Below are 21,653 nucleotides of genomic sequence, written 5' to 3'. Positions count from 1 at the left end.
CCGGGCCTTTTCAAGGTCCGGGCGGTTTTGCTGTGTGAGCGAAAAGCCGGCGTCGGCCGAGCGGCCGCTTATTCCGCCGGGCGGGCTACCAGCGAGCGGGTGTCTTCCCGGGCTTCGACCAGATCCACGCGCACGCTGTCGCCGAGTTTGTAGCGTTCGACGTCTTCGATCTGGATGCGGCCTTCCTTGTCGTCGATGACGACCTTGCGCCGGTCGCTGTGCATCAGCGGCGCGGGGACAAAAGCGGTGGCGCCGTTGTCGACCAGGCGCACGCGCATGCCGCCGCGGTTGATGGCGATAATCTCGGCATCAAAAGTCGTCTGAGCTTCGGCGTCCGGGGTCAGGTAGCGCACATAGAGCCAATCCTTGACGTCGCGCTCGGCCATGCGGTTGAGCCGGCGGCGCTCGGTAAGCTGGTCGGTGAGCGCTTCGCTGGCTTCGGCCGGCGCCTGCTCGCCTTTGAGCACGTGCTTGATCAGGCGGTGATTGACCATGTCGCCGTATTTACGAATCGGCGAGGTCCAGGTGGCGTAGGCGGCAAGCCCCAGGCCAAAGTGCGGGCCGGGCAGCGCGGACATGCGAGTAAAGCCTTGAAAGCGGCGCAGGCGCACGTCGAGCCACGCGTCTTCGCGACCTTCGAGCTCGCGCTTGAGTTCTTTGTAGCGCGGAAGCTCAAGCAGAGCATCGGTGTCGACGTTGATGTCCTGCTCTGCGAGAAACGCCTGGGCGTCTTCGGCCTTTTCCGGCTCAAAGGCGCGGTGCACGTTGAAGATGCCGTGGCCCACGTGGGTGGCAAGATAGTCCGCGCAGCAGGCGTTGGCGGCAATCATCGATTCTTCGATCATGCGGTTGGCGATGCGCCGCTCTTCGATGTGAATGCCCAGCACGTTGCCGGCAGCGTCCAGCTCGAACTCATAGTCGGGGCTTCCGCTGAATACCAGCGCGTGCTCTTCGCGCCAGCGCGTGCGCGCCTCGGTCAGCTCGCGCAGGGCGGTAAGCTGCGGGGCAATCGCGTCGGCCGGCGCCCAGTCGCCTTTGCCTTCGAGCCAGTCGGAGACGTTGTCGTAGGACAGGCGGGCATGCGAGGTCGCCTCGGCGGCGAAGAAGCGGTAGTCGCCCAGGCTGCCGTCGGCGTTGATATCGAGCGTACAGGCCAGCACCGGGCGCTTTTTGCCTTCCCACAGCGAACACAGATCGTCGGCCAGCTGCTCGGGCAGCATGGTGACGTTCTGCCCCGGCAGATAGACGGTAAACGCGCGTACCCGGGCTTCCTTGTCGGCGGCGTGTTCCTCGCCCACGTAGGCGGTGGGGTCGGCGATGGCGACGGTCATGCGCCAGCCGCCGTCGTCGCGGGCAACCACGTGCAAGGCGTCGTCCATGTCCTTGGTGGAGGCGCTGTCGATGGTGAAAAGCGGCGTGGCATTGAGGTCTTCGCGCGTCAGGCCTTCGTCGTGCAGCGGCCACTCACTGCCGGCATCGGGGCATTCCTGCTCCAGCGCATGGCGGGCCAGGGTCACGCGCCACGGCACGGCCGGATTGTCGCGCTTGGCGACCAGCTCGTCGATCTGGGCGAAGAAGCTGCGGTCGTCTTTTTTCAGCGGATGACGCACCAGCCGGGCGACCACCCAGTCGCCGTCGGCAATGCTGTTTTCGTCCAGACCGCGCTTGATGCGCGCTTTGATCACATTGCGGATTGACGGGTGATCGGGCACCACGGCCAGGCGGCCTTCGCGCTTTTGCACCCGGGCAACAAAGCGCTCAAGGCCCTGCTCGATGAGCGTTTCCGGTTCGACGGAGGCCTTGTCGCCGTTTTCGTGAATCACCGCTTCCACGCGGTCGCCGTGAATGACCTGCTTCATTGCAGGGGGCGGAATAAAGTAGGAATCGCCGTCGTCGGTTTCGAGGAAACCAAAGCCGCGGTCGGTGCCCTTGACCAGACCTTCGGCGCGGGGCGTGGTATCACGAAGCTGTTGCTTGAGCTGAGCAAGCGAGGAGTTGTTCTGCAACATTAGGCTCAATCGGTTGGCAAGAATAGGCTGCCACTATACGGATTCGAAGCGGTGGCGCCAATCACGACGGTAGTCCAGCTCAAGGCGGGGGCGTTTTCTCGCCCGGCTGAGGCGAGGCGTCCAGCCGGCGCAGCTGATGCCAAAGCTCCCGGCGTAAATCGCCAATTCTTGGCTGCTGGCCCGGGGCAAACGCCAGCGGGCGGCACAGGCGCATGGCGCGCAGCCCCAGACGAGCGCTCAGCAGCCCCACCGAGAGCCCTTGCCCGGCGCGGGCGGAAAGCCGGCCGGTCATGTCCAGCGAGAGCATGTCCATGCCGGCCTCGCTGGCAAGCTCGCTGGCGCCGGCAAAGGCCATGTTGGCAAGCACCGTCTTGAACAGGCGCAGGCGGCTGGCATAGCCCAGCTCCAGCCCGTACAGCCGGCAGATGCGATCGATCATGGCCAGGTTGCGCCACGCGACCAGCGCCATGTCCACCAGCGTCAAGGGGCTGACGGCGACCATGACGGCGGTTTCCCCGCACATGCGCGAGATCAGCCTGCGCGCCTCGCGGTCCCGCGGGGCAATCAGGTGATGGTCAAGCAGCGCGAGCGTTTCGGTACCGCTGTGGTGGGGCTCGCGGGCGGCATGAAACGCCGCCCAGTGCGGGTCGTCATCGGCGAGGTTGAGCTGGCTTTGCAGCCGGCCGGCCAGCTCGCTGGCCTGGCGTGGCGAGCGCTGGGGTAGAGCGGCCAGGGCGCTGCGCAGTTTGGCGTGGCGCTTGAGGCGCCCAAGGCGGGTCAGCTCGCCAAGCATGGCAGCGGCGCCCAGCCCGACCAGCGCCAGGCCGAAAAGCTGCCAGGCGGCGTCCAGCCAGCGGGCGCCGCTAACGGCGTCGGGCAGGCCGGTAACCAGCTCGGCGGTCCCCAGTGCGGTGGCGCCGGAAAGCGTGAGCAAAAGCCCCCAGCGGCGCTTGCGCGGCGCGCCGAGACTTTCTTCAGGCAGGGCATCGCGGCTGGCGGTATCGTGGGGTGTCGGCTTTTCCTCGGCGGTGTCGTCGAAGCGGTAGGCGCCGCGCAGCGTATCGTGGCGCTGGGTTTGCGGCTTGGCGACGCTGTCACCGCCAAGGGCAAAGTGCCGGCGTGGCCTGGGCGAGCTCATGTCAGTTTGTCTCCGATCAGCCAGTCGATGGCGGCGTCCATGCGAATGTGCGGCAGCGCCTCGGCCGTCTTTGGCATAGGGCGAAAATGCGGAAAGTCAAAGCCCTGACGCTGCCAGAAGGCGGCGTCCGGCAGCGCGGCGGGCACGTCGCCGGGGTAGACCAGCACCTCTTCGCCCTCAAGCGTGGTGCCGCGCAGCGCCGGCAGCTGGGTTCTGCCCTGGCTGACGGTGCGCGTCTGGGTGGCGCGGATGGCGGCAAGCGAGAGCGCCTTGACCGGCACGTCGGCAAAGCGCAGATCCTTGAGCGGCTCCTGCAGCAGGGTGTTGAGCAGGGTCACAAGGTTGTCGTGCTGTTCGGGGGTGACGTGGTCGGCCTTGGTGGCGGCCACGGCGAGCCGGTCGATGCGCGGGGTGAATAGCCGGTTAAGCAGGCTGCGCTTGCCGTAGCGAAAGCTTTGCATCAGCTCGCCAAGGGCGCGCGACAGATCTTCAAAGCGCTCTGGCCCGGCATTCAGTGCGCCGAGCACGTCCACCAGTATGATCTGGCGGTCAAAGCGGCGAAAGTGATCGCGATAAAACGGCTGCACCACTTGTTTCTGGTAGTAGCGAAAGCGTGCGGCAAGCGTGGCGTAAACGCTGGAATCGGGCAGGGCGTTCAGCGCTTCTCGGGACTGCTCCAGGTGCGGCAGGGGGAAAAACTGCAGCACCGGGGCGCCGTCGAGTTCGCCGGGAAGCAAAAAGCGGCCGGGCTGCAGGTGCGAAAAGCCGCGCTGCTTGGCGCGTCTAAGGCCTTTGGCGTAGGCCTCGGCGAGTTCGGCAAGCACGGCCTCGTCGGCCTCTGCCGCCGGGTCAAGCGCCTCGGCGGCAGTGAGCCATTCAGCAAACAGCTCGCGGCGCTGTTCACCCTGGGCGTAGGGCCGGGTCTGGCACCACTGGTAGTAGTCTTGGTCCAGCAGCGGCAGGTCCAGCAGCCATTCGCCGGGGTAGTCGAAAAGGTCCAGCGTCAGATGCGAGGTGGTACTGCGCAGCCAGCCGCTGCGCGACGGACGATAGCGCAGCTCCAGGCGCAGCTCGCTGATGCCGCGGGTAGGGGCAGGCCAGCGCGGCGGGGTGGCGTTCAGCGCCTGCATGGCGGGATCGTAGGGAAAGCGCGGCACGCCCAGGTCCGGCTGGTTCAGGCGCTGGGCACCCAGCAGGCGACCGTCGCGGGCGGCAGGCAGCAGATCCAGGCGAGCTTCCACGCCGGCGTGGCGCAGCTGGTTGACCAGCGAGGTCAAAAACGCCGTTTTGCCCGCCTGGGAAAGGCCAGTGACGGCCAGACGCAGCTGGCGATCGCGGCCGCGCTCCAGCAGGTTGCCAAGCTCTCGGCCGAGGGTTTCGTGTACGGCAGCCACGCCGCTATTCCGCCCCTGTTACGGTGTTAAGCAGCTGATACCAGAACGGCAGCGTTGCCACGATAAATCCGAGCGCAGTAATCGCATAGCCCGGCCAGCGGCGGTGAGAGCGCTGGGCGAGCAGCAGCCCGCCGACGCCCAGTACCATGCCGATAATGTTGAAGACCATGGAGAACGCATCGATCCACAGCGAAAGGTTCATGCCGAGTCCTCCGTTGTTGGGCGTGTGAGGGTTGTGCCCAGCAGGTGTTGGGCGCCGGGCACCAGCCATACCGGGTCCAGCCGGGTATTGGCCGCTTCAACGCAGACAAAACCGCGCGCCGCGGCGGCGGGGGTGTCATCCAGCGGCGTTTGACCGGGGTGCCAGACGACGGTGGAGTCGCTTTGCTCTTTGGCCACGCGCAGAAGGCGCCGGCCGTCGTCCACGTCAACGGCGGCGTTGCTGTGATAGATGCGGTCCACGGCGCCACCCAGCGCCAGAACCCCCTGCTGTTCGCCTTCGGCAAAGCCGCGATGCTTGTCCAGATAGCGGGCACCGGCAAGGCCTTCCAGCCGGCAGGCAAAGGCATCGCTCACCGCCACATAGGTGTGCAGGGCAGCGCTGGTCTTGACCGGGGCGTCGCCGACGTTTTCGCTGATCAGCTCCACGTGCAGGCGCCGGGCGTTGGCTTGAATGACCGCCCGGGCATTGAGCCGGCCGTGCAGGCGCTGCTCCGGCGACAGGTGCACCTCGATGCCTTCTTCGTGCTCGTCAACGCCGTCCAGCCGCCAGGGGGCCAGCCGCGCCGTGCCGTGGAAAGGCCCCGGTCGGTCGGGGTGCTCATCAGCGTAGCGCTCGTCGCCGAACCACGGCCAGCAAAGCGGTATACCGCCGCGCAAGGGGGCCGGCGGCGGCGCAGGTGTGGGCGTCAACCACAGCCAGGGGGCGGTGTCGCCTGTGGGTTGAAAGTGCACCACCTGGGCGCCGGTAAGCGCCACGGCCAGCTGTCCCCAGTCCTGGTTGAACAGCACCAGCTCGCGCCCTTGCCAGGTGAGAGTTTGCTGGCCATCGGTTGTTTCAAGCCGCTGCTGAAGCGAGTCGGGGATCATGGAGCGTCCTGGTGATCGTCGTGAAGTGAGTCCCGCGCGCCGCACAGAAAAAAGCCATCGCGAAAATAGCGTGCATGAGCCCTGTGTGGCGATGCGGGGCATTGATCGGTGGCGTGTATGCAAGGCACCTTAAGTCGTCTGCTATGGTAAGACAAGCAAGATACGCGGTGCACCTTTCGCGTTGCCGTGATCTTGTTGATAACGATAATTCTCTTGTTGATAACGATAAAAGGAGAGGCCCATGGGACTGTTAGCGTGGTTGATCATCGGCGGTCTGGCCGGCTGGATTGCAGGCAATCTGATGCGCGGCGGCGGTTTTGGTATTGTCGGCAATATTGGTGTCGGGGTGGTCGGCGCCATTATCGGCGGCTTTCTGTTTGGCCTGGTCGGGCTGGAGGCCGGGGGATTTGTTGGCTCGCTGGTGACCGCCGTGGCGGGCTCGGCCGTGCTGCTGTGGGTCGTGAGCAAAGTGCGGTGACCGCGGGCTGGCGTTTTGCGCCTCATGTGTGATCACGCTTTCCGTTCTCTTGCGCGTCCCGTTACACTAAGCGCCGTTGTGTGCCGGCCGCTTTGGCGGGCCCGTGGTGCTATAGGGGAATCTTTTGCTCGACGCGTTACATGCCTGGTGGGGCCAACAGCTAACACTGTGCACGGCAGATGCTGCGCCTTGCGCGCTGCCCGCTGAGGCACACAAGAATCTTTCGAGCCTGGGTATTGCCTGCCCTGACGCCTATGGCCGCTGGCCTGCCGCCGAGCTGTGGCTTGCTCAAACCTGGCAGATTAACGCCCGCGAGGCGCTGATAGAGGCCATGCTGTGGCTGGCCGCCCAGGGTGAGCGCCAGCGCTGGGATGTGGATGCCGCCGCGCTCAAGGCCATGAACGTGGCCAAACGCAGGGAATGGCAGCAACAAACGTCAAACCACAGCGCCCCTTACGCCGCGCTGCTGTGCGAATGGGTCGCCGCAGGCGAGCCGCTGGAGTGGGCGGCGTGGGACTGGCTGCGTCTGGCAGAGCTGGCCTGGGCCGGCGGCGGCTGTGGTTTTCTCAGCGAGGCTGAGGTGGCGCACTTTGCCGGTCACGCCGCTGATCTTTTGCACCGGCGCTATGACGACTGGCAACAGGTGCTCTGTGCCTATCTGCGCGGTCTTGGCCTGTTCAGCGGCACGGACTGCCGGGGTGCGGCGCATACGCTGCCGCCGCCGGCGGCGCTGAACGCCCCGGAGCAGCCGTGGCAGCACGCCCTGGCGGCACTGCTGACGCCGCCAGGCCTTGCCGCCTCGCGCGCGGCCATGCGCGATTACCGCGCCACGCTTGGCCACTGGCTGCAGGCGCTTGCCGGCGTGCGCGACCCGGCGCTTATGCTGCGCCAGCGCGAGCCGCGGCTACCGCTGCCGGAACAGCACCGCGCGGACGCCGAGCGCTATCTCAAGGATGCCCTGGAGCTTTACGCCGACGAGGGCGCCGAGGCACTGGGGCGCTATTGGCTGCCGGCCGAGGCGCACCATCTCAACCAGATGGCAGCGGACGCCGCTCACGGCGTTTACCCGCCGTCGCGTACGCCGTTTGGCCGGCCATCGCGTGAGGCCTTGGCGGAGCGCGGCCGGCTGGGCCAGGCCAGCCGCTACGCCGCTACCGTGCATATGGCGGAAAAGTTCGCGTTTTATCTGCATACCGCTCTGGATACCCGGCGCTTCGACGAGGCGGCGCTTTTGACCATGGCGCAGTCGCTGAAAAGCTGCCTGTGTCATTTTTACACCACACCCACGCGTCTGCTGGAAGCCTGGCTGGCCTGGGAGCGCTGCCTGCCCGAACCCGACCAGGCCGGGCTGTGCCACGATATCGCTTGGCATCTGCACGATCCGGGCAGCGTGTTCCACTGGGTAGACTGGCAGCCCGGCGCGTGGTGCGAGCCTCACCCGCGCCCGTCGCTGCGTCATTTTACCGCCATGGCGCTGGTAGGGCCGCTGAACAGCACCACATGGCGCCAGCCGAGCCCGGAAAGCCGTCGCGAACGCGAGGCGCTGGTCGCCTGGATGGAAGAGCACTACCAGCTGCATAGCGCCGATGAGCTGCGCGGGTTTATCGATTACATGCTGGAGGCCGGCGACCGCCAGGACTATCAGATCAACTACGCGCCCTATACGCTGAACCGCGAGCGCCTGGAAGAAGAGATCGCGATTTCACAAACCGGCGCCAGCCCGCTGGAAGAGCGCCATCACGTGCTGCGTCTAAAGCGCGTGCGCGATAACGAAGACGGCTGCAACGAGCGTGATATGGCCGCCTGGGATATCGCCCAGACCGTGGATTTAGCCATTGCCGGTCGCGAGCTTGGCTGGCTGGATGCCCGCGGGCTGACGGAGGTGCTGGAGCGTGCCTACGTGCTGGCTGAAAACCATTACGGCGGCTGGCAGGAGTACGCCGACGGCCTTTACGCCGGTTTTTCCTTTTTCATGGGCGAGACTGACGAGCGCGAAAGTTTTCTCGCCGGGCTGCGCCATGCGCTGGTGGCCTGGTGCTGCGGCGCACCGGTGCTGGCGGGCGTCTGGGCCAGCCTGGATTTTCCCGGCAGCCGGCCGCGCCATTTTGCACCGCTGCATATTGATACGCTGCCGGGTGATCGGCAAACGCTGCATTGAGCCGGGGAGGGCTGGCCTGCCAGAAGCGGGCTATCGCCGGCTGCGGCTGCCGGGCCTTTTATTTTGCTGAAGTAAGGACTGCCATGGCTGTGGTGTCATGCTATTTCTCTGGAGTGGTTCGCTATGCCTGTGCGCTGGCGCTGGCTGTGATACTGGCCGGATGTGCGAGCAGCGGCGGAGCCGGTGGCGAGCCGCCGGGAGACGATTTTGCCTCGTCGCTGCCGGGCGTGCCCGGCGACGACGAAGCGCTGATGTCGCCGGTGGACAATCCCGTCACTCAGCTGTCGCGTCTGCGAAACCCGCCGCCGCTGGTCATACGTCGGGCGCTGTTAAAGCAGCACAAGCGCTGGTCAGGCACGCCGTATCGGCTGGGCGGCACCACGCAGCGGGGAATAGACTGTTCGGCCCTGGTGCAAAACGTCTATCAGGATACGTTTGCCGTGTCTCTGCCGCGCACCACCCGCGGGCTGGTGAACAAGGGGCATGCGATCAAGCGTCGCCACCTGCGCGCCGGCGATCTGGTGTTTTTCCGTCCGCCGGGCAGTCGCCATGTGGGCATCTACGTGGGTGACGGCTATTTTCTCCATGCCTCGGTCTCGCAGGGCGTTACCATTTCGGCGCTGGATAACACGTATTGGCAGCGCTACTACTGGCAGTCGCGCCGCACGCTGGAGCGTCCGCAAATGGCTCGGTTAAGCCGTGTGCTGTAACGCCTGGGCCCTCGGGGTGAGTCGCTTTTTATGATCCGCCTTTATACGCCGGCCTGGTGGCGGGCCACGCTCGCGCTGTGTTTGGGCTCCTTTCTCGTCTTTATCAACCTCTATGTGCCTCAGCCGCTGCTGCCCGAGCTGCACCGAACCTACGACGTCTCCACGCTTGCGGTCAGTTTTGTGATGTCGGCGGCAACGCTTTCGTTAGCGGCGGCGCTGCTGGTGTTCGGGCCGCTGTCAGACGCTGTCGGGCGCGAAGGGATCATGCGCTACAGCCTGCTGCTGGCGGGTATCGGGTCTATAATGCTGGCGTTTGCGCCCAGCTTTTCTGCTTTGCTGGGGTTGCGCCTGCTGCAAGGCTTTGTGCTCGGCGGCCTGCCGGCGGTGGCCATTGCCTGGATGGCGGATACGTTTGATAAGCCGGCTCTGGCCGGTGCTGTGGGGCTTTATATTGCCGCGAACTCGCTGGGCGGTATCAGCGGGCGCGTCGTGGGCGGCGCGGCGGCGGATCTGGGCGGTGCGTCGGCGGCTTTTATAGCCGTGGGCTGCATGACCTTGGCAGGCAGTGCCGTGTTCTGGCGACTACTGCCGCGCAGCCAGACCTTTGTGCCGCGGCCGTTCCACCTGCGCACCGCCGTCGTCAGCCTTTATCAGCACCTGCAAACGCCGGTGTTGGTGGGTGCCTATGTGCTGGGCGGTATCAATTTCATGGTGTTTATCAACCAGTACAGCTACATCACCTTCCGGCTTTCGCAGGCGCCGTACGGCCTGGCAGCGAGCAGCCTGGGGCTGCTGTTTTTGACCTATCTCAGCGGTACTGCGGCGTCCATGCTGTCCGGCCGGCTAGCCGGACGCTTTACGCCGGCAAGCTGCATGATAGCCGGCGTTGCCATCTTGTGTGTGGGCACCGCCGTGACCCGGGCCGATTCGCTGGCGCTGATTATTCTGGGGCTTGTCGTCAACGCTTTCGGTTTTTTCCTGACGCATTCGCTGGCGTCTGCCTGGGTTGGGCGCAACGCAGGGCATGCAAGAGGCAGCGCCTCGGCGCTTTATCTGGTGTTTTATTACACCGGAGCCAGCCTTGGCGGCTTTTGGCTGGAGCCGTTTTGGCTGTGGAACGGCTGGGCCGGGGTAACGCTGGGTTCGTGGGTGCTGTTTGCGGTGACGTTCGCCATTGCGGCCTGGCTACGCGTCGTCGAGCGACGCCAGCGATAACCGGCGATAACCGGCGATAAAAAAAGCGGCCCCGCTGGGGCCGCTTGACTTGCGATGTCCGGTAGACAAAAGCGCGTTTAGTGCTCGGCGTTGCCTTCGCCTTCGCCGTGCACGTGGCCGTGCTCGATTTCTTCAGCGCTGGCTTCACGGACGCTGGCAATTTCCACGTCAAACGTCAGGTTTTGACCGGCCAGCGGGTGGTTGCCGTCAACCACTACGGTGTCGCCTTCCACCTTTTTGACGGTGACCATCAGCGGGCCGCCTTCGGTTTGCGCCTGGAACTGCATGCCCGGCTCAACGCTTTCTACGCCCTGGAAAGCGTCGCGCGGTACTTCCTGCATCAGCTGTTCCTGAACCTCACCGTAGCCTTCTTCCGGCGTTACGCTGACGTTGAGCTTTTCGCCGGCAGAGGCGCCTTCCAGCTGCTTTTCCAGGCCCGGGATGATGTTACCGGTACCGTGCAAATACGTTAAAGGTTCGCGACCTTCGGAGCTGTCAAGCACGTCACCAGCATCGTTGGTCAGGGTATAGTGAAACGCGACGACCGAGTTTTGCGCAATTTGCATGAAAGAACCTTTCGGTGAGTGCATTGGAGTCGTGTCGGCAAATGGTAACGTGGAAACGGGCCCAATGTCAGGGGTCGCGGGGATTTTCCTTGCCGCAACCCCCTGTCGCTATTGCGCCGTTTACAGAGCAAAGCTACCCTAACGCCACTTCTTTATTATGACGTTTGCTTTTGACGTCCGAACTGCTGCCTTCTGGAGTCTTTCTATGACAATTTTTGTCATCTGGGTCGTTGCCTTTGCGCTGATCGTCTATTTTGCCAACAAGCGCTGGAACAAGGGGGTCAGTCAGGGCATCGACAAGATGCTGCCTGCGATGCTGCAAAGCCACGGCAAAAACCGGTTTGTCTGGGTGGCGGCCAGCGCGATTCTGGGGGCAACGGCTCTGGTGCGCCCGGTCGACGTTTTGCTGGTGGTGATTTTGCTGGGTATTGTCGCGCTGGTGGTTGCCAAGGCGGTAGGCGTTGCCGGTAAAAAAGCTGCGTAAGGCGCCGGGCAAACGTCTGATCGTAAAAACACCGGCTTATCAAAGCCGGTGTTTTTTTATGCTTGATCGTCGCCTGCACGGTGCAGGCGGCGAGATTGGTACGGTGTGAGGTTAGTACGGCGAGATTAGTACGGCGAGATTAGTACGGTGCAACGCTGACGTTGGAGCCTGAGCCAATCAGGCGAACCTTCTGCCCGGGCTGAAACTGACGATCGGCCTTTTGCACGACCACGATGTCGTTGCCGGACTCGGTACGAATTTCCAGCTCAACGGCGTTGATGCGGTTGGCGCGGTCTTCCGCTGCGGTACCTGCTACGGCCCCGCCGATCGCGCCGGCGGCGGTGGCAATTTTCTTGCCGCTGCCGCCGCCGATCTGGCTGCCCAGAACGCCGCCAATCAGCGCGCCGGTGCCGCCGCCGAGCAGCCCACCGGTGCGGCTATCGGCCTGGATCTGTACCGGGCGCACCGCCACGACGGTGCCGTAGGTGACGTTTTGGCTGGCCTTGGCCTGGTTGCCGCTGTACACATCCCCCGAGTAGGGAGAGGTGTTGACGCAGCCGGCAAGCGTTAGCAGGCTGACGGCAGCTACGGGCAGTAGTCGCTTCATGGTACATCCTCCAATCAGTATGTTACGTACAGCGTAATAGGATAAGTCCCGCCGCTCAAGGCGGTTTTACGCCGTGCAGCATAGGCTGAAACGCTGTTCATTAACACCCTGATGATTTCCGCCCCCTCTGAAAACGCTTTTGCGTGCATGGCTGCGCATGGCCGCGAAGTCGTCGCCTCGGTCCGGCGGGCGCAAAACCGACAGGCACAAAAAAGGGAGGCGCTGGCCTCCCTTGTGTTGTTTAGCTTGCCTGGCGATACGCCCGTGGCGCGCTCTGCCGGATGACCATCAGCCGAACTGATTCATGGTGTTGTCCTTGCCGCCGGCCTTGAGCGCGGCGTCGCCGTGGAAGAACTCCTTGTGGTCGTCGCCGATGTTGGAGCCGGCCATGTCCTGGTGTTTGACCGTGGCGATGCCCTGACGGATTTCCTCGCGCTGGACGCCGGCGACGTAGGCCAGCATGCCGTCTTCACCGAAGTAGCCGCGGGCCAGGTTGTCGGTGGAAAGCGCGGCGGTGTGGTAGGTCGGCAGCGTGATCAGGTGGTGGAACACGCCGGCTTCACGGGCGGCATCGCGCTGGAAGTTGGCGGTCCACTGGTCGGCCAGCTGGCCAAGCGGGGTGTCGTCGTAGCGCTCGCTCATGAGATCGGCGCGATCGTAGGCAGAGACATCCTTGCCTTCTTCCTGCCAGGCGTCGAATACCTGCTGGCGGAAATTCAGCGTCCAGTTAAACGACGGTGAGTTGTTGTAGACCAGCTTGGCATCCGGGCAGACTTCGCGAATGCGGTTGACCATGCCGGCAATCTGGCCGACGTGGGGCTTTTCGGTTTCGATCCACAGCAGATCGGCGCCGTTTTGCAGGCTGGTGATGCAGTCGAGCACCACGCGGTCTTCGCCGGTGCCGGGCTTGAACTGGTAAAGGCCGGAGGCCAGACGCTTGGGCTTGACCAGCTTGCCGTTTTGCTTGATCACAACGTCGCCGTTGGCGATTTCTGCGGCGCTTTCGATTTCGTCGCCGTCGAGAAAGCTGTTGTATTGATCGCCCAGGTCGCCGGGCTCGTCGGTGACGGCGATTTTTTGCGTAAGGCCGGCACCCAGGGAGTCGGTGCGCGCAACAATCACGCCGTCATCGACGCCAAGCTCGATAAAGGCGTAGCGCACGGCGTTGATTTTGGCGATGAAGTCCGCATGGGGCACGGTGACCTTGCCATCCTGGTGGCCACACTGCTTTTCGTCGGAGACCTGGTTTTCCAGCTGAATGCAGCAGGCACCGGCCTCGATGAATTTTTTCGCCAGCAGGTAGGTGGCCTCGGCGTTGCCAAAGCCGGCGTCAATGTCGGCGATAATGGGCACGACGTGGGTTTGATGCGCATCGATCTGGCGAATCAGCGACTCGGCCCGGGCGTCGTCGCCTGCCTGCTGGGCGTCGTCAAGGTCGCGAAACAGGTGGTTGAGCTCCCAGGCGTCGGCCTGGCGCAGAAAGGTGTAGAGCTCTTCGATCAGGTCGGCGACCGAGGTTTTTTCGTGCATGGACTGATCGGGCAGGGGGCCGAACTCGCTGCGCAGTGCGGCGACCATCCAGCCGGAAAGGTACAGGTAGCGGCCTTGGGTGTCGCCAAAGTGTTTTTTGATGGAGATCATCTTTTGCTGGCCGATAAACCCGTGCCAGCAGCCCAGCGACTGGGTGTAGCGCGCGCTGTCGGCGTCGTAGGCGGCCATGTCGTTACGCATGATGGCGGCGGTGTAGCGGGCGATGTCCAGTCCGGTCTGAAAGCGATTTTGCCGCCGCAGACGCGCTGCGTGCTCGGCGTTGATGTTGTCCCACTTGTCACCCTGGGCGTCGCGCAGCTGCTTGAGCGCTTTGATGTCTTCGAGCAGTCCTGTCATGAGCGGTTTCCTCCGGTGTGGATAGGTTGGCGTGGCATCGCCAGCGGCATTCGACGGCGCGGCGCCGCTGAAGCCTTGCCGTCACTATCTGTCAGCCGCGATCCACAGACAATTGGCGCTTAGGGGCAGGCGGGGTTGTAGCGTGACGACACGGGACGGTTTGTATCGCCGTCGCTGTAGTGCAGCTTCATGCGGGGGTCTTGAAGGAGGGGAAAGGCCAGGCGCCCGGCGCCTGGCAAAAAGTGCGATACCGCGCAGGGCTAGGCGTCGTCGTCCAGCGGGAAGTTGAGGCTGCCGGCGTTGACCAGACGGGTCAGCAGCGGTGCAGCACCGGGAAAGTCGCTGAGTACGTCGGCGTGCAGTCGCCGGCTGTCGCACAGCCTGACGGCAAGCTCCGGCGTGCAGGGGTACCCTTCGCCGTCGGCAAACAGCGTGGTGGCATCGCCGTCGCGACGCCAGGCAAAGCGCGCGCCCGGGGCCGGGTGCAGCGGCGTCTGTTCGAGTTTTTCGACAAGGGTCGCCTCGTCCAGCGGCGGGTCGAAGGGGACCAGCTGATCGACGTATTTGGGCTGGGTCATGGCCCGGCCGAACCATTGGCTGATCTGCTGTGGGGTATCCAGGGTGTCAAGGATGAGCTGGCGTATGCGCTCAAGGGCGGCGTCGTCAATTTCACCGGGGTTCTCGGCTGGGGCCATTGCGGCATCGCTGTAGCGCAGCGACGCCGGCAGCTGCTCGCCTCGGTAGTCGGCATAGGAGGTCACGGCTTCGTCGGCGGAAGGGGCGCGAAAGCCGACGGAAACGGTCATGCACTCATCGCTTTCGCTGATGCCGTGGTGGGCCCAGCCCGGCGGCAGATAGAGCATGTCACCGGGCTCGAGCACCCAGTCGGAGTCTGCCTCGACCTCGAAGGTTTGCAAAATCCTGAGATCCACGCCTTCAAGGATCGGGGCGTCGTCCGGCGTTTTGCCGCCCAGCTGCCAGCGGCGGTGGCCGGCGGCCTGAAGCAGAAACACGTCGTACTGATCCACGTGGGGGCCGACGCTGCCGCCGGGGGGCGCGTAGCTGACCATGATGTCGTCGAGCCGCCAGCGGGGCAGAAAATCGAACGCGTCCAGCAGATCCGCCATGGCGGGCACATAATGGTCCACGGCCTGTACCAGCAGCGTCCAGTCGCGCTCGGGCAAACGCGCAAACGTGGCCTCGTCAAAGGGCCCGTGGGACACCTGCCAGGGGCCGTCTGAGCCGTGCTCTTCGACCAGGCGCGCTTCCACGCCGTCTTCGCAGGCAAGGCCGGCCAGCTCGTCGGCGTCAATAGGGGATAAAAAGTCGGGCATGGCGCCGCGAATCAAAAGCGGCTTTTGCTGCCAGTATTCGGCCATAAACTCCGCCGGGGTCAGGTCTCCCAGCAGGGTCAGCGGCGTATCGTGGTGGCTCATGGCGGTATCCTTGGAGGTAGCCGGTTGACAGCGTTATAGCGTGCGTAGCTGCTGCGTGAGATCGCGGGCCTGGGCTTTGGCGTTGCCGATATAGCGGGCCGGGGTCAGGGCTTTGAGTTCGCCTTTAACGTCTTCGGGCAGTGCCAGCGCGTCGATGAAGGCGGCAAAGCCGGCCTGGTCGATGCGCTTGCCCCGGGTGAGTTCCTTGAGTTTCTCGTAGGGCTTGTCGATGCCGTAGCGGCGCATCACGGTCTGGATCGGTTCGGCCAGCACTTCCCAGCTGGCGGCCAGATCGCCGTTCAGCCGTTCGGGGTTGGCCTCCAGTTTGGCGAGGCCTTTCAGCGCTGCCTGATAGGCGATCACCGCGTAGCCCAGGCCCACGCCCAGGTTTCTGAGCACGGTGGAGTCGGTGAGATCACGCTGCCAGCGGGAAATCGGCAGCTTCGCCGCCAGATGCCCCAGCACCGCGTTGGAAAGCCCCAGATTGCCTTCGGAGTTTTCAAAGTCGATGGGGTTGACCTTGTGCGGCATGGTGGACGAGCCGATTTCGCCCTCGACGGTTTTCTGCTTGAAGTAGCCAAGCGAAATATAGCCCCAGACGTCGCGATTAAAATCGAGCAGCACGGTGTTGAAACGCGCCAGCGCATCGAACAGCTCGGCGATGTAGTCGTGTGGCTCGATCTGGGTGGTGTAGGGGTTGAACACAAGCCCCAGCCCTTCCACGAAGGTGCGCGCATTGGCCTGCCAGTCGACTTCCGGGTAGGTAATCAGATGGGCGTTGTAGTTGCCCACCGCGCCGTTGATCTTGCCCTGTACGTTGACCCGTTCGACGGCGACCAGCTGGCGTTTCAGGCGGTAGGCGACGTTGGCCATTTCCTTGCCAAGCGTTGTGGGGCTTGCGGTCTGGCCGTGGGTGCGCGAGAGCATTGGCTGGGCGGCGTGCTCGTCGGCCAGCCGGGCGACGGCCTCGACGAGTTCGTGCAGCGTGGGCAGCAGGGCGTTCAAGCCGTCGCGTAGCATCACGCCGTAGGCGAGGTTGTTGATGTCTTCCGAGGTGCAGGCGAAGTGAATGAACTCGCTGACCGCATTGAGCTCAGCATGGCCGGCAATGCGCTCTTTGAGGAAATATTCCACGGCTTTCACGTCGTGGTTGGTGGTGCGCTCGATGTCTTTGATGCGCTGGGCGTCGGCCTCGCTGAAATCCCGGATCAGGCCGTCGAGAAAGGCCGCGGCGCCAGCGGAAAGCGGCGGCACTTCGACAATCTGCCCGTGGCCCGCCAGGCGCTGGAGCCAGCGCACCTCGACAATAACGCGGGCGCGAATCAGGCCGAACTCGCTGAAGTGTTCGCGCAGCGCGGCGGTTTTGGCGCCGTAGCGGCCGTCAACGGGGGAAAGGGCGGTCAGGGCGGAGAGTTGCATGGGTGTTTTCCAAATCGGTCAGTCGTCACGGGCGCGGGCGCAAAGCTCGCGGGCTAGCGTAAATCATCCAGCGCGCGGCGCAGCGCACCGCGTTGAAACATCAGCTTCCAGCGGCGCCCTCCCTGCTGGTGCCACAGCAGGGCAAAGCGCACGCCGGCCAGCAGCGTGGCGCGCACGCGCTCGGGCATCATCGGGCTTTGCAGCATGGTGGGATCACCCTGCACCACGATGCGATGCTTGAAGGTGGAAAGCGTTTGCTGATAGGTCTCGCCGAGGTTGGACACCACGTTTTCGTGGGTGGCGCCGAAGTGTTCGGCCTGGCGCTGCACGCGGCCCAGGGATTCGCCCAGCTGATCGAGCATGTCGCGGTTGTTGCGCAGCTTGCTCATCAGCAAAATCAGCGAAAAGCCGTAGCGCATGATGACCGGGCTGGCCTGTTTGCGGCCCACCAGCGCTTCCAGCACTTCAAGCCCTTGGCGCAGGTTGTTGGGATGGCCGCCGTAAATCGCCTCGAAGCTTTCCGGGTTGGTATCCACGGTGGCGTTGATCAGCGTCTCCCAGGCGCGCGGGTCGGCGTGGCCGTTGCGCGCCAGCTCGTCAACCACGCTTGCGGCCTGAAACACGCCGGCCAGGGCCAGTGCCTGGCGCGTGGCCGGGTCGTCCGGGGCGCGGTGAATGGGGGTGGCGTGACTCATGCCGCAGCCTCCTTGGCGTTCCACGTATCGCGAATGACACCGCCGCCCAGGCAGATATCGCCGTCGTAGATGACCAGCGACTGCCCCGGCGTGACCGCGCGCTGAGGGTCGTCAAAGCGCACGTCAACGCCGCCGTCGGTGCGGGTTACAAGCGTGCAGGGCTGGTCGTTTTGGCGATAGCGCGTCTTGGCGCGAAAACGGCCTTCAGCCGCCGGCGGGTGGCCGGCGATCCACTCCATGGGTTCGGTGGCCGCCGAGTCGCTATACAAAAGCGGGTGGTGCTTGCCCTGCACGGCGACGAGCACGTTGCGGGAAAGGTCTTTTTGCGCCACGTACCACGGGTCTTCGGAGTAGTCGGAAAGCCCGCCGATGCCCAGGCCCTGGCGCTGGCCCAGGGTGTAGTACATCAGCCCCTGATGCGTGCCGATCACGTCGCCGTTCGGGGTTTCGATGGTGCCGGGCTGGGCGGGCAGGTACTGCTTTAAAAAATCGCTGAAGCGCCGCTCGCCGATAAAGCAGATGCCGGTGGAGTCTTTCTTGCGCGCCGTGGCAAGGCCGTGTTCCTCGGCCAGCCTTCGCACTTCGGGCTTTTCCAGCTCGCCTACGGGGAACAGCGTGCGGGCAATGGCGGCCTCGGGCACGGCGTGGAGAAAGTAGCTTTGATCCTTGTTGGCATCCAGCCCCTTGAGCAAACGGCCCTGCCTTTGGCGAACATAGTGCCCGGTGGCGATCTTGTCGGCGCCCAGCATCTCGGCATAGTCGAGAAAGACCTTGAACTTGATTTCGCGGTTGCACAGGATGTCCGGGTTGGGCGTGCGCCCGGCCTGATACTCGGCGAGAAAGTGCTCGAAGACGTTGTCCCAGTATTCGGCGGCAAAGTTGGCCGTGTGCAGCACAATGCCGAGCTTTGCGCACACCGCCTCGGCGTCCGCCAGGTCTTGCTTGGCGGTGCAGTATTCGGTGCCGTCGTCTTCGTCCCAGTTCTTCATGAACAGGCCTTCAACCGCGTAGCCCTGCTCAAGCAGCAAAAGGGCGGAAACGGAAGAGTCGACGCCGCCGGACATGCCGACGATCACTTTGCCTTGGGTGGATGGCATGGGCATCCTCAATTGAAATAGCCAGAGATAGGGCCTGAGTATACACGATGGGCCGGCGGTGCTTCGAGCGGGCGATCAGTTCTCGTGCAGCATCGCCAGGGGGAAGCGCCGCCCGGCCAGCGCTGCCTCGATGCGCGGCAGTACCTGGGGGCTGCGCATGCGCCCGGCAGCGTCCAGCGCACGAATCTCGTCAAGCGTTAGCCAGTGCGTGGCGTGGATGTCGGGGTCCAGCGGCGTATCCAGAAAGCGTACCGGCGAGGCGATAAAGCCGTGGCTGTGAAACGTCAGCCCGTTGAGCTCAAACACGTAAAGCCCCAGGTAGCCGTCGAGCGTGATGTCCCAGGCGGTTTCTTCTCGTACCTCGCGCCGCGTCGCAGCCATGGGCCCTTCGCCGGGTTCGATATGCCCGGCAGGCTGGTTGTAAAGCGTCACGGGCCCGCCGCGATCCTCTTCTACCATCAAAAAGCGCTCGCCGCGCTGCATCACGCAGGCCACGGTTGAGCGGATATGGGGGCGCTGGCGGTCAGGTGTCATCGTGCGGCTCTCCGGCGGCTTTTCCCCCGCGTCGTGCGCGGCATGTGCAAGGTCTCACGGCGCCACTCGCCCGGGGCCAGATCACCCAGCTGCCAGGGGCCAACGGCTGCGCGGATCAAACGCAGGGTGGGAAAGCCCACGTGGGCGGTCATGCGGCGTACCTGGCGGTTGCGGCCTTCGCTGATCTCAAGCTCGATCCAGCCGGTGCGCGGGTGGCGCCTGGGGTCTATCGGCGGGGTGCGCTCGGCCACGGTAGGCGGGGCAATGCGCCGGGCTCGGGCCGGCCGTGTCGGGCCGTCGTTGAGTGTGATGCCCTGGCGCAGCGCGGCCAGCGCCTCGTCGTCGATCTCGCCTTCGAGCTGGGCCCAGTAGGTCTTGGGCTGCTTGTGGCGCGGGTGAGCGATGCGGTGGATCAGCCCGCCGTCGTCGGTGAGCAGTAAAAGGCCTTCGGAGTCGTAGTCCAGTCGGCCGGCCGGGTAGACGCCCTTGGCGCGCAGATAGTCGGCCAGCGTCGCGCGGCCCCGGTCGTCCCGGAACTGGCTGAGCACGCGGTAAGGCTTGTGCAGCAGATAGAGTTGGCTCATGGCGGCGTCGGTCGCGCTCCAACGTCAGAAGGAAGCAGGAAAAACCACAGCATACTCGACTTTAGATCAGTGCGCGCGCTTAAGGCTACTGTGCCTGTGTGCGGCGGTGTTACACTGGGTGACGCACTGAATCAATCTGTCGGCTCCGGGCCAACCCGGCCCGGGGGTCGACCCCCACAAGGGAGTTTTTCATGGGCGCTAACCACGCGGATTATCAGCACATTGTTGTCCCGGAAAAGGGCAGCAAGATTACGGTCAACGCCGACAAGACGCTTAACGTTCCCCACGAGCCGATCATCCCCTTCATCGAGGGCGACGGCACCGGCACCGACGTTACCCCGGCGATGAAGATCGCCATTGACGCGGCGGTGGCCAAGGCCTACGGCGGCGAGCGCAAGATTCACTGGATGGAAGTCTACGCCGGCGAAAAAGCCACCCACGTCTACGACGCCGATACCTGGCTGCCCGAGGAAACCCTGCGCGCCGTTGAAGACTACGTGGTCTCGATCAAGGGGCCTTTGACCACGCCGGTCAGCGGCGGCATTCGCTCGCTTAACGTCGCGCTGCGTCAAAAGCTGGATCTCTATGTCTGTCAGCGCCCGGTACGCTGGTTCAAAGGCGTACCCAGCCCGGTGAAAAAGCCGGCCGACATCGACATGGTGATTTTTCGCGAGAACTCCGAAGACATCTACGCCGGCGTTGAATGGCAGGCGGGTTCGGCCGAGGCGGACAAGGTCATCAAATTTCTCCGCGAAGAAATGGGTGTGACCAACATTCGCTTCCCCGAGCAGTGCGGTATCGGCGTCAAGCCGGTGTCCGAGGCGGGCACCAAGCGGCTGGTACGCCAGGCCATCCAGTACACCATCGACAACGACCGCGATTCGCTGACGCTGGTGCACAAGGGCAACATCATGAAGTTCACCGAAGGGTCGTTCAAAAACTGGGGCTACGAGCTGGCCGCAGAAGAGTTCGGCGCCGAGCTTCTGGACGGCGGCCCGTGGATGACCATGAAAAACCCCAACACCGGCAAGGATATCGTCATCAAGGACGTGATTGCCGATGCGATGCTGCAGCAGATTCTGCTGCGCCCGGCGGAATACGACGTGATCGCCACGCTCAACCTCAACGGCGACTACATCTCCGACGCGCTGGCAGCCGAAGTGGGCGGCATCGGCATTGCCCCGGGGGCCAACATTTCCGACTCGGTAGCGATGTTTGAGGCCACCCACGGCACAGCACCCAAGTATGCCGGCCAGGACAAGGTCAACCCCGGCTCGCTGATCCTCTCCGCGGAGATGATGCTGCGCTACATGGGCTGGACGGAAGCCGCGGAGCTTGTGATCAAGGGCATGGAAAAAGCCATCGCCAAAGGCGAAGTCACCTACGACTTCCACCGCCAGATGGACAACGCCGTGCTGCTCAAGTGCTCTGAGTTTGGCCAGGCGGTCGCTGACAACATGTAACCGCTACACGGCAAACCGGCATTGCCACGGCTGCAAGCCTCGTCCGCACCTCGCGCGGGCGGGGCTTTTTTATGCCGGCGTGCCCGGCTGTGCTATTTTGTGCGGCGTTTCTTCGCGGGCCCGGCATTCGCCGGAGCTCTGAACTCTTGGCCGGGCGGGGCGTCCAAGCGGTGCGCACCTGCAGCTGTCCCGTTCGGCGTGAACGATGCGATTTTTTTGCCTATGCTGACCTTTTGTGTGAACCGCCCGCCGCAGACGGGCATGACCCGGCCGGCCTCGCCGGAAGGCGACGATGCCGTCTCGGTGGCGCCGGCCGACCCTGCGCTTGCCCGGCCGCCCATGTATCAGGTTGTGCTGCACAACGACGACTACACGCCGATGGATTTCGTCATCGAGGTGCTCCAGCACTTTTTTTACCTGGATAGCGAAGCCGCCATTGAAATCATGCTGACGGTGCATCATCGGGGCAAGGCCAGCTGCGGCCTTTTTACCCGCGACGTGGCCGAAACCAAGAGCCGTCAGGTCAACGACTATGCCAGGGAGTGCGAGCACCCGTTGATGAGCGATATCCAGGCAGCCGACGAGTAGCGGTGCGCGGCAAGCGTTGACAAAAACCTCGCCGGAAGGCTTGCAAGTGAGGGGTTTGTACCCGATGTTGAGAGTGCCGGCGGATGAAACGGATCCGATGCC

21 protein-coding genes are annotated in these 21,653 nt (G+C 64.1%); 7 read left to right on the top strand and 14 right to left on the bottom strand.

Annotated elements, in window-relative coordinates:
* Positions 1-68 precede the first annotated feature (68 nt).
* The 5 genes from ACZ415_RS00885 to ACZ415_RS00865 form a co-directional block, all read right to left on the bottom strand.
* The gene (locus ACZ415_RS00885) at positions 69-2,009 is read right to left on the bottom strand and encodes an exoribonuclease II (protein ID WP_344702744.1); all 1,941 of its coding nucleotides are present in this window, start codon (positions 2,007-2,009) and stop codon (positions 69-71) included.
* Positions 2,010-2,088: 79 nt separating this feature from the next.
* On the bottom strand, positions 2,089-3,147 hold the full coding sequence (locus ACZ415_RS00880; RefSeq protein ID WP_344702747.1) for a YcjF family protein: 1,059 nt from the start codon (positions 3,145-3,147) through the stop codon (positions 2,089-2,091).
* On the bottom strand, positions 3,144-4,541 hold the full coding sequence (locus tag ACZ415_RS00875; protein ID WP_344702749.1) for a YcjX family GTP-binding protein: 1,398 nt from the start codon (positions 4,539-4,541) through the stop codon (positions 3,144-3,146). The genes ACZ415_RS00880 and ACZ415_RS00875 overlap by 4 nt, the downstream gene beginning before the upstream one ends.
* Positions 4,542-4,545: 4 nt before the next feature.
* Positions 4,546-4,743, bottom strand: a complete 198-nt coding sequence (locus ACZ415_RS00870) for a hypothetical protein (protein ID WP_344702751.1) — start codon at positions 4,741-4,743, stop codon at positions 4,546-4,548.
* Positions 4,740-5,630 carry an aldose epimerase family protein gene (locus tag ACZ415_RS00865; RefSeq protein ID WP_344702753.1) on the bottom strand — a complete coding sequence of 297 codons (891 nt, stop codon included), beginning with the start codon at positions 5,628-5,630 and terminating at the stop codon, positions 4,740-4,742. Before ACZ415_RS00865 ends, ACZ415_RS00870 begins: the two co-directional genes overlap by 4 nt.
* A gap of 241 nt (positions 5,631-5,871) precedes the next feature.
* On the opposite strand from ACZ415_RS00865, the gene ACZ415_RS00860 reads away from it, so the two are divergent.
* The 4 genes from ACZ415_RS00860 (at position 5,872) to ACZ415_RS00845 (ending at position 10,191) form a co-directional block, all read left to right on the top strand.
* Entirely contained in the window at positions 5,872-6,108 is a 237-nt protein-coding gene (locus tag ACZ415_RS00860) for a GlsB/YeaQ/YmgE family stress response membrane protein (RefSeq protein ID WP_344702755.1), read from the top strand.
* Between the two features lie 124 nt (positions 6,109-6,232).
* On the top strand, positions 6,233-8,266 hold the full coding sequence (locus ACZ415_RS00855; protein WP_344702757.1) for a YbeU/YbeR family protein: 2,034 nt from the start codon (positions 6,233-6,235) through the stop codon (positions 8,264-8,266).
* Between the two features lie 83 nt (positions 8,267-8,349).
* On the top strand, positions 8,350-8,976 hold the full coding sequence (locus tag ACZ415_RS00850; RefSeq protein WP_344702759.1) for an NlpC/P60 family protein: 627 nt from the start codon (positions 8,350-8,352) through the stop codon (positions 8,974-8,976).
* A 30-nt stretch (positions 8,977-9,006) separates the two neighbouring features.
* The gene (locus ACZ415_RS00845; RefSeq protein ID WP_344702761.1) at positions 9,007-10,191 is read left to right on the top strand and encodes an MFS transporter; all 1,185 of its coding nucleotides are present in this window, start codon (positions 9,007-9,009) and stop codon (positions 10,189-10,191) included.
* 77 nt (positions 10,192-10,268) lie between these two features.
* On the opposite strand, the gene ACZ415_RS00840 is transcribed toward ACZ415_RS00845, so the two are convergent.
* The gene (locus ACZ415_RS00840) at positions 10,269-10,757 is read right to left on the bottom strand and encodes an FKBP-type peptidyl-prolyl cis-trans isomerase (protein WP_344702763.1); all 489 of its coding nucleotides are present in this window, start codon (positions 10,755-10,757) and stop codon (positions 10,269-10,271) included.
* A 205-nt stretch (positions 10,758-10,962) separates the two neighbouring features.
* On the opposite strand from ACZ415_RS00840, the gene ACZ415_RS00835 reads away from it, so the two are divergent.
* On the top strand, positions 10,963-11,241 hold the full coding sequence (locus tag ACZ415_RS00835; protein ID WP_344702765.1) for a hypothetical protein: 279 nt from the start codon (positions 10,963-10,965) through the stop codon (positions 11,239-11,241).
* 139 nt (positions 11,242-11,380) lie between these two features.
* Here ACZ415_RS00835 and ACZ415_RS00830 read toward each other — a convergent pair whose 3' ends face one another.
* The 8 genes from ACZ415_RS00830 to ACZ415_RS00795 all read right to left on the bottom strand — a co-directional run bounded on the left by ACZ415_RS00830 (position 11,381) and on the right by ACZ415_RS00795 (position 19,500).
* The gene (locus tag ACZ415_RS00830) at positions 11,381-11,848 is read right to left on the bottom strand and encodes an outer membrane lipoprotein (RefSeq protein WP_344702767.1); all 468 of its coding nucleotides are present in this window, start codon (positions 11,846-11,848) and stop codon (positions 11,381-11,383) included.
* A gap of 288 nt (positions 11,849-12,136) precedes the next feature.
* A complete protein-coding gene (locus ACZ415_RS00825) occupies positions 12,137-13,735 on the bottom strand; it encodes an isocitrate lyase (RefSeq protein WP_344702769.1) in 1,599 nt (532 codons plus the stop codon).
* A 260-nt stretch (positions 13,736-13,995) separates the two neighbouring features.
* The gene (locus tag ACZ415_RS00820; RefSeq protein ID WP_344702771.1) at positions 13,996-15,171 is read right to left on the bottom strand and encodes a cupin domain-containing protein; all 1,176 of its coding nucleotides are present in this window, start codon (positions 15,169-15,171) and stop codon (positions 13,996-13,998) included.
* Positions 15,172-15,204: 33 nt separating this feature from the next.
* Positions 15,205-16,590 carry an adenylosuccinate lyase gene (purB, locus tag ACZ415_RS00815; RefSeq protein ID WP_344702773.1) on the bottom strand — a complete coding sequence of 462 codons (1,386 nt, stop codon included), beginning with the start codon at positions 16,588-16,590 and terminating at the stop codon, positions 15,205-15,207.
* A 53-nt stretch (positions 16,591-16,643) separates the two neighbouring features.
* On the bottom strand, positions 16,644-17,285 hold the full coding sequence (gene hflD, locus ACZ415_RS00810) for a high frequency lysogenization protein HflD (RefSeq protein ID WP_344702775.1): 642 nt from the start codon (positions 17,283-17,285) through the stop codon (positions 16,644-16,646).
* The gene (mnmA, locus tag ACZ415_RS00805; RefSeq protein WP_344702777.1) at positions 17,282-18,382 is read right to left on the bottom strand and encodes a tRNA 2-thiouridine(34) synthase MnmA; all 1,101 of its coding nucleotides are present in this window, start codon (positions 18,380-18,382) and stop codon (positions 17,282-17,284) included. The genes hflD and mnmA overlap by 4 nt, the downstream gene beginning before the upstream one ends.
* A gap of 75 nt (positions 18,383-18,457) precedes the next feature.
* Complete coding sequence (locus tag ACZ415_RS00800) at positions 18,458-18,916, bottom strand: NUDIX domain-containing protein (RefSeq protein ID WP_344702779.1); 459 nt, start codon at positions 18,914-18,916, stop codon at positions 18,458-18,460.
* Positions 18,913-19,500, bottom strand: a complete 588-nt coding sequence (locus tag ACZ415_RS00795; protein WP_344702781.1) for a pseudouridine synthase — start codon at positions 19,498-19,500, stop codon at positions 18,913-18,915. The genes ACZ415_RS00800 and ACZ415_RS00795 overlap by 4 nt, the downstream gene beginning before the upstream one ends.
* Positions 19,501-19,691: 191 nt before the next feature.
* Between ACZ415_RS00795 and icd the strand changes: the two genes are divergently transcribed.
* Together icd and clpS are read left to right on the top strand one after the other, a co-directional pair.
* Positions 19,692-20,963, top strand: coding sequence for an NADP-dependent isocitrate dehydrogenase (icd, locus tag ACZ415_RS00790; RefSeq protein ID WP_344702783.1), 1,272 nt, complete (start codon positions 19,692-19,694; stop codon positions 20,961-20,963).
* A gap of 261 nt (positions 20,964-21,224) precedes the next feature.
* Positions 21,225-21,551 carry an ATP-dependent Clp protease adapter ClpS gene (gene clpS, locus ACZ415_RS00785; RefSeq protein ID WP_464387786.1) on the top strand — a complete coding sequence of 109 codons (327 nt, stop codon included), beginning with the start codon at positions 21,225-21,227 and terminating at the stop codon, positions 21,549-21,551.
* Positions 21,552-21,653 lie beyond the last annotated feature (102 nt).

The sequence above is a fragment of the Halomonas cibimaris genome, assembly GCF_055379665.1.
Note: the sequence above shows the minus strand (reverse complement) of the source record. Positions and strands in the feature narration are given on the sequence as shown.